This is a genomic window from Barrientosiimonas humi, assembly GCF_006716095.1.
GTDB classification, from domain to species: Bacteria; Actinomycetota; Actinomycetes; order Actinomycetales; family Dermatophilaceae; genus Barrientosiimonas; species Barrientosiimonas humi.
This window is the reverse complement of record NZ_VFOK01000001.1, coordinates 2,109,704-2,120,999: the sequence shown is the minus strand read 5'-3', so window position 1 is coordinate 2,120,999 and position 11,296 is coordinate 2,109,704. Positions and strand designations below refer to the sequence as shown.

Here is an 11,296-nt window from a genome sequence, read left to right as displayed (position 1 = left end):
GCGGGGGTGTCAGTGCGGCCGATGTCGGGGGTTGTGACGGTGCTGGGGCGCGCGGGGCTGTCAGTGCGGCCGATCTCGGGGGTTGTGCGGCAGGTCGGCGGGGGTGTCGGCGTCGCGGCCGCTCGCGAGGTCGCCGCACTCGGTCAGCAGCGGGCGGTGGGCGCGCAGGTAGTCGCGGGCGCCGCGGTCGCCGGTCGCCACCTCGACGACGCCCGGCCAGTGCGCCCGGCCGAGCACGACCGGGTGACCCCCGACCCCGCCGTACGCCGCCCGCACCAACGCGCCCGCGTCACCACCGGCGATGTCGACCAGGCGGCGCACCACCCGCGCGTCCACGTCGACCAGGTCGACCAGGCTCACGACGGCCACCGTGGCCTCGCCGCGCAGCGCCGCCTCCAGCCCGGCGCGCAGCGAGGCGCCCATGCCCTCGGCCCAGCCCGGCACATCGACCACGGTGACGTGCTCGGGCGAACCCAGCGCCCGGCGTACGTCATCGGCGGCAGCCCCGACCGTCACCAGCACCTCGGCGCACCCGCCGTCGAGCAGCAGGTCCACGCCGCGCCGCACCAGCGGCTGCCCGTCGAGGAGCACCAGCGCCTTCGGGCCGCCCATCCGGCGGCCGGCGCCGGCGGCGAGCAGCAGGCCGACGGTGGCACCCGCACGCTCCGCACCCATGCACCCATCCTGCCGGGGATGCGGGGGAAAGCCGGGCACGCGCGTACCCTTGCCTCCCGTGGCTCACGACTATCCCGCCGAGATCAAGGCACTGCGCACGACGATGGACTCGGTCCGCGACGTGACCGACCTGGACACCCTGCGCTCGCAGATCGCCGAGCTGGAGCAGGAGTCGGCCGCCCCCGACCTGTGGGACGACGTCGAGCACGCCCAGGAGGTCACCAGCCGCCTGTCGCGCGCCAACGCCGAGCTGGAGCGCGTCGAGGGCATGGACTCGCGCATCGACGACGTCGAGGTGCTGGTCGAGATGGCGCAGGAGGAGGACGACGCCGAGACGTTCACCGAGGTCGACCGCGAGCTCGCGGCGCTGCGCAAGGCGGTCAGCGAGCTGGAGGTGCGCACGCTGCTGGCGGGGGAGTACGACCAGCGCGAGGCGGTCGTGACGATCCGGGCCGGCGCGGGCGGGGTCGACGCCGCCGACTTCGCCGAGATGCTGCTGCGGATGTACCTGCGCTGGGCGGAGCGGCACGGGTATCCGACCAAGGTCATGGACACCTCCTACGCCGAGGAGGCGGGCCTGAAGTCGGCGACGTTCGAGGTGAACGTGCCGTACGCGTACGGCAACCTCGCGGTCGAGGCCGGCACCCACCGGCTGGTGCGCATCAGCCCGTTCGACAACCAGGGCCGCCGCCAGACCAGCTTCGCCGCGGTCGAGGTGGTGCCGCTCATCGAGCAGACCGACCACATCGACATCCCCGAGAACGAGCTGAAGATCGACGTCTTCCGCTCCTCCGGCCCCGGCGGCCAGTCGGTCAACACCACCGACTCCGCCGTGCGCATGACGCACATCCCGACCGGCACCGTCGTGTCGATGCAGAACGAGAAGAGCCAGATCCAGAACCGGGCGGCCGCGCTGCGCGTCATGCAGTCGCGGCTGCTGCTGCTGCGCCGCGAGCAGGAGGCGGCGGAGAAGAAGGAGCTGGCCGGCGACATCAAGGCCAGCTGGGGCGACCAGATGCGCTCCTACGTGCTGCACCCCTACCAGATGGTCAAGGACCTGCGCACCGAGCACGAGGTCGGCAAGACCGACGCGGTGCTCGACGGCGACATCGACGACTTCATCGAGGCCGGGGTGCGCTGGAAGCGCGCGCAGGAGCGCGCCGACGCCTGACCCGACCCCCCGTCGTACGTCCTTCGCGGCGTGGCGAGGCCCGGGAGCCCGGCCGGCGACCTACCGTGTAACCGCCTGCTGGGCACCCGATCGCCGACCTTGAGGTAGCGCCCCCACGATGATCCGCTTCGAAGACGTGACGATGCGGTATGCCAAGGAGCCCGAGCCCGCCCTCGACGAGGTCTCCCTGGAGATCGCGCGCGGCGAGTTCGCGTTCGTCGTCGGCGCCTCCGGGTCGGGCAAGTCGACGCTGCTGAAGCTGATGACCCGCGAGCTGATCGCTTCCGCGGGCGAGCTGTGGGTCGCCGGCCGCGACCTGCGCACGCTGCCCGACCGCAAGGTGCCCGCGCTGCGGCGCGACATCGGCGTGGTCTACCAGGACTTCCGGCTGCTCGAGGACAAGACCGTCACCCAGAACGTCGCGTTCGTGCTGCAGGTGCTCGGCCGCAAGCGGCACGAGATCAAGCAGCTGGTGCCCGAGGCGCTGGAGCTGGTCGGCCTGCGCGACAAGGGGAACCGGCGCCCCCACCAACTCTCGGGCGGCGAGCAGCAGCGCGTCGCGATCGCCCGGGCCGTGGTCAAGAAGCCGGCGATCGTCATCGCCGACGAGCCCACCGGCAACCTCGACCCCGAGAACAGCGCCGAGATCGTCGAGCTGCTCGAGCGGATCAACAAGGCCGGCACCACCGTCGTGGTCGCGACCCACGACCACACCATCGTCGACGAGTTCCGCAAGCGCGTGATCGAGCTGTCCGAGGGGCTGGTCATGCGCGACGACGAGCAGAGCGGCTACGGCGTCGTGCCGCGGAGGGTGGCCGGCTGATGCGCCTGCAGTTCCTGCTCGGCGAGATCTTCGGCGGCCTGCGCCGCAACGTGTCGATGGTCGTCTCTGTCGTGCTCGTGTCGATGGTGTCGATGTTCTTCCTCGGCTCCGGCCTGCTCGCGCAGCGCCAGGTCGACCTGGCCAAGGGCTACTGGTACGACAAGGTCCAGGTCTCGGTGTTCCTGTGCACCCCGCAGTCGGGCAACACCCCCTCGTGCGCGGACGGTGCGGTCACCCCCACGCAGCGCAACCAGATCCGCCAGGACCTGCTCAGCCTCAAGCCCCTCGTGGAGCAGGTGAGCCACGAGACGTCGGCACAGGCGTACGCCCGGTTCAAGGAGCAGTTCCGCAACAGCCCCGAGCTGACCACCGTCAGCCCCGCCTCGATCCCCGAGTCGTTCCGGGTGAAGCTGTCCGACCCCAACCGGGTCGGCGAGATCATCTCCGCGCTCGACGGGGCGCCCGGCGTCGAGGCAGTGAGCGACCAGCGCAAGGTGCTCGACACGTTCTTCACGTTCCTGCGGGTGCTGTCCATCGGGTCGGTCGCCCTGGCGCTGATCATGCTGCTGTGTGCGGTGCTGCTGATCACCACGACCATCCGCCAGGTCGCCTACACCCGTCGTCGCGAGGTCGGGATCATGCGCTCGGTCGGCGCCTCGGCGACCGTGGTGCACCTGCCGTTCCTCGTCGAGACCGTGCTGGCCGTGCTGCTCGGGGCCGGGCTCGCGGTGCTCGGGCTGTGGGCGGCCGTCAACTTCGGGCTCACCCAGCTGCTGTCCGGCGAGCAGGGCGGGCTGGTCAGCCTCATCGGCGTCTCCGACGTGTGGGCCGTCGCCCCGTGGCTCGCCGTCGGCGGGTTCGTCGTGGCGCTGGCCACCTCCTGGCTCACGCTGCGCCGCCACCTCAAGGTCTGACCAAGGACGAGGAGAAGCCATGCCCGAGAGCACGCGCCGCGAGCGCGCCTGCCGGCTGCTCGCCGGCACCCTCGTCGTGACGCTCACGACCGGGCTGTGCGGCACCGCCCTCGCCGACGACCCCGAGGACCGCAAGAAGAAGATCGACGGCCGGATCACCCAGACCAGCAAGGACCTCGACGGCACCTCTCGCGAGCTGCGCACCGCCCAGACGAACCTGACGAACACCACCAAGCGCGTCGACGCCGCCAAGAAGACGCTCACCAAGGCCGAGGGCGAGCTGCGCAAGGCCAACAGCTACAACAAGGACGTCGGCGGCCGGCTCAAGACCGCCCAGGCGGCCGAGACCAAGATCCGCAAGTCGCTGAGCACCACCACGACCGCCCAGGCCCGCACCAAGGTCCTCGTCGGAGGCATCGCGCGCGAGAGCTACATGAAGGGTGGTCTCGGCCAGCTGCAGCTGACGCTCAACGTGCTGACCGCCGACGGCCCCGACGTCACCGACGACCTCGCGCTCGCCGACGTGGTCGTACGCCAGCAGAGCGGTGTCCTGCGCACGCTCGCCGGGCAGAAGTCGACGGCCACCTCGCAGAGCACCCGGCTCGGGGCCGTGCGCAAGCAGGTCGCCGGCCTGAAGAAGCAGGCCGAGAGCGGAGTGACCCGGGCGACCAAGGCCCGCGACGGCGCGCGCCGGGCCAAGACGTCGCTGGAGGGGCTGCAACGCGCGCAGCGCACCGCGGCGGGGGTGCTCAGCAAGCAGAAGAAGAAGGAAGAGGGCGACCTGAAGTGGCTCAAGGGTGAGTCGGTGCGCCTCGGCAACATCCTGCGCGCCCGGGCCTCGGCGCGCGCCAAGGCCCGCGCCGCGGCCGCCCGCAAGAAGCAGCCTCCGCCCGCCCAGGCGGCCGAGGCTCCGCGCCCGGCGAACGACGGGTTCTTCCTCACCGGTCCCGAGCCGAAGGCCAACATCACCTCGCCGTTCGGCTACCGGATGCACCCGATCCTCAACCGGCCGATGCTGCACGGCGGCGCCGACTTCTCCTTCGGCTGCGGCCAGCCGGTCTACGCCGCCGGCCCGGGCGAGGTCGTCTCGGCCAGTACCAACGCGATCTCCGGCAACAGCATCGTGCTCGACCACGGCGATGTCGCCGGCAAGAGCCTCGCGACGCAGTACGACCACCTCAGCCGGTTCGCGGTGCGCAGCGGCACGGTGAAGAAGGGGCAGCTGATCGGTTATGCCGGCACCACCGGCCGCTCGACCGGCTGCCACCTGCACTTCATCGTGCTCGCCGACGGCAACTACGTGAACCCCGCCGACTACATCGGCTGATCTTTCTCTCGGCTCCTCCTCCGCGCGGGCTCGTAGGCTCCCCCGCGCGGCATCGTCGCCCGAGAGGCGGGGGCCGGTCCTGCGGGATTCCGGGGCGCGGGACTCGGCCGGGGGGCGGCATTTCGTGCGTTGTCGCACGATCTGGGGAGATGGCCGGCGGGATTCCGGGGGGCGCGGCTGCATTTCGTACGTCGTCGCACGATCTGAGCGCGAGGGTGGCGGTGGGCGGGGCGCGCGGGACGGTCGGTCGGCCGGCGCGGAATCCGTTCGGGGGCGCGGTCGTTGCGCGGGTAGGCTGAGCCGCTGCCCGGCACCCGCACCGCACGAGAGGAGGCAGTCGTGGCCAAGAGCAAGAAGAAGAAGCCGGCCGTCGAGGACCAGCGCAACAAGGTCGTCGCGACCAACCGCAAGGCCCGGCACGACTACCTCATCGAGGACACCGTCGAGGCCGGTCTCGCGCTGATGGGCACCGAGGTGAAGTCGCTGCGCATGGGCCGCGCCACCCTCACCGACGGTTACGCCAGCGAGCGCGACGGCGAGCTGTGGCTCGAGGGCGTGCACATCCCGGAGTACCTTCAGGGCACCTGGACCAACCACGCCGCGCGGCGCCGCCGCAAGCTGCTGCTGCACCGGCACGAGATCGACAAGCTGGTGCGCAAGAGCCAGGAGGCGGGGCACACGCTGGTGCCGCTGCAGCTGTACTTCAAGGACGGCCGGGTCAAGGTCGAGCTCGCGCTCGCCAAGGGCAAGAAGCAGTACGACAAGCGCGAGACCCTGCGCCGGCAGACCGACGAGCGCGAGGCGCAGCGCGCGATGCAGGTGCGGCTCAAGCGCGGCGGCTGAGCCGCCGAGCAGCCGGTGCCGCCGGCAGGGGGAGCTGCCGTTGACGTACGCCCTCGGCCAGCTCCGGTCAGCCGGTCCGGTCCGGCGTCGGCTCGGCCCGGGTCGTCTCCACCCACACCAGTGGGTCGCCGCCGCGCACGTGCAGCTCGGTCATCGCGGCGCGCACGCGACCGGCGACGGGGGAGCGCACGGCGGCCTCCATCTTGACCGCCTCGACGGTGCCGATCGGGTCGCCGACCGCCACCCGGTCGCCGGCGCGCACCTGCAGCGTGAGCTCCCCGGCGAACGGGGATCGCACGGCGACGGTGTCGGGCTGGGGCATGGCGTCAGGTGAGGTTGGCGGCGAGATCAGTTGTGCGGGAACGACGTTCGCGGCTCGTCGTTGCTGCCCTTATCCACGAAGATCAGGTTGTGGTAGAAGTGCACGCCCACCACGTTGGCCTGGTCGTAGGTCGGCTCGTGGTCGGCGTCGGTGTACTCCTGGAAGTTGATGTCGTCGGCCAGCCGCTTGCCGAGCGCCATCGAGGTGTGCGTCGCCAGGAGGTCGGGCGAGCCGCCGTAGCGCGGCCAGTACGCCGTCTGGGTGTCCTCGATGACGTAGTGCCCCTGCGGGTGCAGCCGGGGGAACAGCAGGCGGAAGGTCTCCACGACGTGCTCGTTGACGTGGCTGCCGTCGTCGATGATGACCCGGATGTCGGGGTGGTCGGCGAGGATCCGGTCGAGGATCGAGGGGTCGACCTGGCTGCCCTGATAGCTGATGATCCGGTCCTCGTCGACGAACTTCTTGTCCTCGATGTCGAGGCCGACGATCGTCGCCCGGGGAAAGAACTCCTTCCACATGCGCAGCGAGGCACCGCCGTCGAGCTCGCGGGCGTAGCCGCCGATGCCGACCTCGAGCAGGGTGAACGGCTCGTTGCGCAGGTAGCCGATGTGCCGCGCATAGTGCGGGGTGTAGCGGTGCTGGTGACTCCACTTGTCGGTGCGGTACTTCCCCGCGAGGCTGCGCAGGTCGGCCGCGTCGCTCGCCTCGGTGCGCCGGGTGGTGTGGTCCGGCGCCTGGTTGATCGCCTCGGCCTTGACGGCCCGGGCCCGGGCCTCGTCGCGCTGGACGCGCATCCGGTCGACGTCGCGCGTGCGAGATGTGGGGTCGAGGCCGCGCAGCTTGGCCCATCCCTCGTCGGAGAGCAGCGGCTTGACGTGCTGGACGACACCGGAGCGGAGCTTGTCGGAGAAAGCCACGGCTCGGACCCTAACCGACTTCACCCCGTCGGGTCAGCCGTGCGCGGCCCGGCCACGGAGCGGAAGCGGCCGGCGAACTCCCCCGGCGTGAGGCCCGTCGCGGAGCGGAAGTCGCGGGTCAGGTGGGCCTGGTCGGTGTAGCCCAGGTCGGCCGCCAGGTCGGCCAGCTCGGTGCCCGACTCGCGCAGGCGCCCCGACGCCTCGTGCAGCCGCCGGCGCCGGATCAGCCACTTCGGCGACAGCCCGATCCGCCGTCGGGTGAGCCGCTGCAGGGCCCGCTCGGAGAGACCGAACCGGTCGCACACCTGGTGCACCCGCAGGATCTGCGGGTCGTCCTCGACCGCCGCGACGATCTCGTTGACCAGCAGGCCCTCGTCGTCGACGGGCAGCCGTGTCCGCAGTGCCTCCTCGAGCAGCGTGCGCGCCCGCGCGTGGCACCCGGCCGACGTGGGGTCGGGCTCCATCGCCGCCCGCACCGCCTCGACCAGGTCGTCGTCGAACCCGTCGACGCCCTGCAGCGGCACGTGCCGGTCGTTGAGGTCGGGCACCGGGCCGGTCGCGAGGAGCGCGCCGGCGGCCGGCTGCAGCATCACGCCGACGGCCCACCCGCGACCCACCAGCGTGGTGCCGCCGAGGCCGGGCGTCACGCCGTAGAGCCGGGCGTAGGTGTTCGAGACGACCACGAGGCACACGGGGTACTGCAGCACCCGCTGGGGCGCCTCGCGCCCGGGCGGCACGACCCAGGTCGGGATCCAGAAGCGTCGGGCGAGGTCGCTCAGGTCGTCCGCGACGGCGTACCGGCTCATGGTGAACGTGTCGTCGTCGGGGTCGCGCAGGTGCGCGCGGTCGACGTGGTCCACGCCGGGGAGCCTACGGAGCGCGGCGGCGAGCTGTCGGAGAAGTACAAGACCGCGTCGCCGCCGCGTCCTTAGCGTCGTGCCGACCCGACGACCACGGACGAGAGGCAGCGCGACCATGACCACCGACAGCAGCACCCACCAGCAGCAGTACGCCCGGCTCGCCGACCCCTTCGGCGCGGTCGTCGGGCAGGTGACCGACTGGGACGCGGCCTCGCCCTGCGCGGGCTGGTCGGCGCGCGACGTGCTCGGGCACGTCGTCCAGACCCAGCGGGAGTTCCTCGGCAGCCATGACGTGGACCTGGGTGACGCACCCGACCTCGCCGATCCCGCCGCGGCCTGGCGCGAGCACGACCGCGACGTGCGGTCCGCGCTCGCCGACGACGCGGTCGGCGAGCGCGAGTTCGACGGGTACTTCGGGCGCACGACGGTGGGGGAGACGCTGACGACGTTCTACGGCTTCGACCTGATGGTGCACCGGTGGGACCTCGCCCAGGCCGCCGGACGTGACGAGCGGTTCACCGACGACGAGATCGGCGCGCTGGAGACCTCGGTCGAGGGATTCGGCGATCAGCTGTACGCCGAGGGCATCTGCAAGCCCGGCGTCACCGCACCCGAGGGGGCCGACCGGCAGCAGCGGCTGCTGGCCCGGCTGGGGCGCTCGTCCTGAACGCGCACCCCCGTGTCTGGTGGGTCACACCGCGGGAAACCCCTAGCGGGCGAAAGAGGTTCGGGGCAGGCTGAGAATTGCCGGAAAGCGAGCCGGGAGGTGCGGGGGCGTGGTGGAAGTCATCGGCTGGGAGCGTCACCGAGCCGCGGAGCAGCAGCTGCGCGCGCAGCTGGAGGCGATCCCCGCCGGTGAGCCGGTGCGGCTGGCGAAGTCGTCGTCCAACCTGTTCCGACCGCGCGCCGCGACCGGCCGCCCCGGCCTCGACGTGTCCGCGCTCGACGGCGTCATCGCCATCGACCCGGACCGGCGCGTCGCCGACGTGCAGGGCATGTGCCGCTACGAGGACCTCGTCGACGCCACCCTCGAGCACGGGCTCATGCCGTACGTCGTCCCGCAGCTGCGCACCATCACGCTCGGCGGGGCGGTGACCGGGCTCGGCATCGAGTCGTCATCGTTCCGGGCCGGGCTGCCGCACGAGTCGGTGCGCGAGCTCGACGTCATCACCGGCGCGGGCGACCTGCTGACCTGCAGCGACAGCGAGCACGCCGACCTGTTCCGCGCGTTCCCCAACTCCTACGGGTCGCTCGGCTACGCGACACGGGTGCAGATCGACCTGGCACCCGTGCAGCCGTTCGTGCACCTGCGCCACGTGCCGTTCACCAGCGTCGCGGCCCTGGTGGAGGAGCTGCAGCGCGTGGTGGTGGAGCGTGAGCACGCAGGCGAGACAGTCGATTTCGTCGACGGCGTCGTCTTCTCGGAGACCGAGGCATATCTCGTGCTGGCGTCGTTCGTCGACGAGGCGCCGCGCACGAGCGACTACACCGGGCAGCAGATCTTCTACCGCTCGATCCAGCAGCGGCGCGAGGACCACCTCACGGTCAAGGACTACCTGTGGCGCTGGGACACCGACTGGTTCTGGTGCTCGCGGGCGCTGTTCGTGCAGAACCCGCTGGTGCGCCGGGCGGTGCCGCGGCGGTTCCTGCGCAGCGAGACCTACGGCAAGGTGATCCGCTTCGAGAACCGGCACGGCTGGTGGGCCGCCCTGGAGGAGCGACGCGGCAGGCCACCCCGCGAGCGCGTCGTGCAGGACGTCGAGATCCCGATCGAGCGCACGACCGAGTTCGTCGAGTGGTTCCTGCGCGAGGTGCCGATCGAGCCGATCTGGTTGTGCCCGTTGGCCGTTCGCGACACCGAGCACGGGGAGCAGCCGTGGCCGCTCTATCCGCTCAAGGTGGGGGAGACGTACGTCAACGTCGGGTTCTGGTCGAGCGTGCCGATCGAGCCGCCGGCCGTCGACGGCGACGCGAACCGGGCGATCGAGCGCGAGGTGGCCGACCTCGGCGGTCACAAGTCGCTCTACTCCGACGCCTACTACGACGAAGAGACCTTCTGGTCGCTCTACGGCGGCCGGACCTACGAGCAGGTGAAGGGCAAGTACGACCCCGACGGCCGGCTTCCCGACCTCTACGCGAAGGCGGTGGGACGACGATGACGACGACGATCGGCGAGCTGGCGACCCGGCTGTTCGGGGCCGACGCACCCTTCCGGCTCGAGGCGTACGACGGCTCCAGCGGCGGGGGAGCCGACGCCCCCGTCGTGTTCCGGCTGCTCAACGAGCGCGGGCTGCGATACCTGATCACGGCGCCGGGCGAGCTCGGGCTGGCGCGGGCGTACGTCCAGGGCGACCTCGAGGTGCCGGGGCTCGACATGGGCGACCCGACCGCGTTGCTCGACGCGCTCCCGCAGCAGATCCAGGTGCAGCGTCCGGCGCTCAGTGAGCTGCCGAACCTGTTGCGAGACCTGGGGATTCGCTCGCTGGTGCCGCCGCCGCTGCCGACCGTGGAGGCGGTGCCGGGGTGGCGCCGGGCGCTGGAGGGGCTGCGCCACTCGCGGCGCCGCGACGCGCAGGCGATCCATCACCACTACGACGTGAGCAACAGCTTCTACGAGCTGGTGCTGGGGCCGTCGATGGCCTACACGTGCGCCTGCTACCCCCGCGAGGACGCGAGCCTGGAGGAGGCGCAGGCGCACAAGTTCGACCTGGTGTGCAAGAAGCTCGGGCTGCGGCCGGGCATGCGGCTGCTCGACGTCGGCGCCGGGTGGGGCGGCATGGTGCGGCACGCCGTGCAGCACTACGGCGTGACCGCGCTGGGCGTCACGCTGTCGCGCGAGCAGGCGACGTACGCCCAGCAGTGGATCAAGAACGACCGGCTCGACGACCGCGCCGAGGTGCGCCACCTGGACTACCGCGACGTGGCCGAGGGCGACTTCGACGCGATCAGCTCGATCGGGCTGACCGAGCACATCGGCGTGAAGAACTACCCCGACTACTTCGCGTTCCTGCACGCCAAGCTGCGCCCGGGCGGCCGGCTGCTGAACCACTCGATCACCCGGCCCGACACCCAGCACGACGGGGTGCCGCGCGGCGGCTTCATCAACCGTTACGTCTTCCCCGACGGGGAGCTCACCGGCGTCGGCACGATCGTGTCGCGCATGCAGGACCAGGGCTTCGAGGTGCGGCACGTCGAGGACCTGCGCGAGCACTACGTGCGCACCTGCCGCGCCTGGGCGCGCAACCTCAGCGCCAGCTGGGACGACGCGGTCGAGGAGGCCGGGCTCGCCACCGCCAAGGTGTGGGGGCTCTACCTCGCCGGGTCCTCGCTCGGCTTCCGGCGCAACGTCGTCCAGCTGCACCAGGTGCTCGGCGAGAAGCTGGCGCCCGACGGCTCGGGCGACTACCCGCTGCGGCCCGACTTCGGGGTGTGAGGCACGGCGAG

At 71.7% G+C, this 11,296-nt stretch carries 12 protein-coding genes; 8 read left to right on the top strand and 4 right to left on the bottom strand.

Annotated elements, in window-relative coordinates:
- Positions 1-60: 60 nt before the first annotated feature.
- On the bottom strand, positions 61-675 hold the full coding sequence (locus FB554_RS09945; protein WP_142005815.1) for a nucleotidyltransferase family protein: 615 nt from the start codon (positions 673-675) through the stop codon (positions 61-63).
- 58 nt (positions 676-733) lie between these two features.
- Here FB554_RS09945 and prfB point away from each other — a divergent pair, with 58 nt between their 5' ends.
- The 5 genes from prfB to smpB all read left to right on the top strand — a co-directional run bounded on the left by prfB (position 734) and on the right by smpB (position 5,753).
- Complete coding sequence (gene prfB, locus FB554_RS09940; protein ID WP_142005814.1) at positions 734-1,846, top strand: peptide chain release factor 2; 1,113 nt, start codon at positions 734-736, stop codon at positions 1,844-1,846.
- Positions 1,847-1,964: 118 nt separating this feature from the next.
- Positions 1,965-2,669 carry a cell division ATP-binding protein FtsE gene (gene ftsE / locus FB554_RS09935; RefSeq protein WP_142005813.1) on the top strand — a complete coding sequence of 235 codons (705 nt, stop codon included), beginning with the start codon at positions 1,965-1,967 and terminating at the stop codon, positions 2,667-2,669.
- The gene (gene ftsX / locus FB554_RS09930; protein WP_142005812.1) at positions 2,669-3,583 is read left to right on the top strand and encodes a permease-like cell division protein FtsX; all 915 of its coding nucleotides are present in this window, start codon (positions 2,669-2,671) and stop codon (positions 3,581-3,583) included. The genes ftsE and ftsX overlap by 1 nt, the downstream gene beginning before the upstream one ends.
- A 19-nt stretch (positions 3,584-3,602) precedes the next feature.
- Positions 3,603-4,910 carry a M23 family metallopeptidase gene (locus FB554_RS09925; RefSeq protein ID WP_142005811.1) on the top strand — a complete coding sequence of 436 codons (1,308 nt, stop codon included), beginning with the start codon at positions 3,603-3,605 and terminating at the stop codon, positions 4,908-4,910.
- Positions 4,911-5,249: 339 nt separating this feature from the next.
- On the top strand, positions 5,250-5,753 hold the full coding sequence (gene smpB, locus FB554_RS09920; protein WP_142005810.1) for an SsrA-binding protein SmpB: 504 nt from the start codon (positions 5,250-5,252) through the stop codon (positions 5,751-5,753).
- Positions 5,754-5,820: 67 nt separating this feature from the next.
- On the opposite strand, the gene FB554_RS09915 is transcribed toward smpB, so the two are convergent.
- The 3 genes from FB554_RS09915 to FB554_RS09905 are packed head-to-tail and all read right to left on the bottom strand — an operon-like array spanning position 5,821 to position 7,852.
- The gene (locus FB554_RS09915) at positions 5,821-6,075 is read right to left on the bottom strand and encodes a biotin/lipoyl-containing protein (protein ID WP_142005809.1); all 255 of its coding nucleotides are present in this window, start codon (positions 6,073-6,075) and stop codon (positions 5,821-5,823) included.
- A 26-nt stretch (positions 6,076-6,101) separates the two neighbouring features.
- Positions 6,102-6,992 (bottom strand): class I SAM-dependent methyltransferase, encoded by an 891-nt coding sequence (locus FB554_RS09910; protein ID WP_142005808.1) that lies wholly within the window; start codon positions 6,990-6,992, stop codon positions 6,102-6,104.
- Positions 6,993-7,012: 20 nt separating this feature from the next.
- Positions 7,013-7,852 (bottom strand): helix-turn-helix domain-containing protein, encoded by an 840-nt coding sequence (locus FB554_RS09905; protein WP_236022360.1) that lies wholly within the window; start codon positions 7,850-7,852, stop codon positions 7,013-7,015.
- Between the two features lie 115 nt (positions 7,853-7,967).
- Here FB554_RS09905 and FB554_RS09900 point away from each other — a divergent pair, with 115 nt between their 5' ends.
- The 3 genes from FB554_RS09900 (at position 7,968) to FB554_RS09890 (ending at position 11,285) form a co-directional block, all read left to right on the top strand.
- A complete protein-coding gene (locus tag FB554_RS09900) occupies positions 7,968-8,519 on the top strand; it encodes a TIGR03086 family metal-binding protein (protein WP_142005806.1) in 552 nt (183 codons plus the stop codon).
- A gap of 109 nt (positions 8,520-8,628) precedes the next feature.
- The gene (locus FB554_RS09895; RefSeq protein ID WP_236022359.1) at positions 8,629-10,011 is read left to right on the top strand and encodes an FAD-binding oxidoreductase; all 1,383 of its coding nucleotides are present in this window, start codon (positions 8,629-8,631) and stop codon (positions 10,009-10,011) included.
- Complete coding sequence (locus FB554_RS09890) at positions 10,008-11,285, top strand: SAM-dependent methyltransferase (RefSeq protein WP_142005805.1); 1,278 nt, start codon at positions 10,008-10,010, stop codon at positions 11,283-11,285. Before FB554_RS09895 ends, FB554_RS09890 begins: the two co-directional genes overlap by 4 nt.
- The last annotated feature ends 11 nt before the right edge of the window (positions 11,286-11,296 follow it).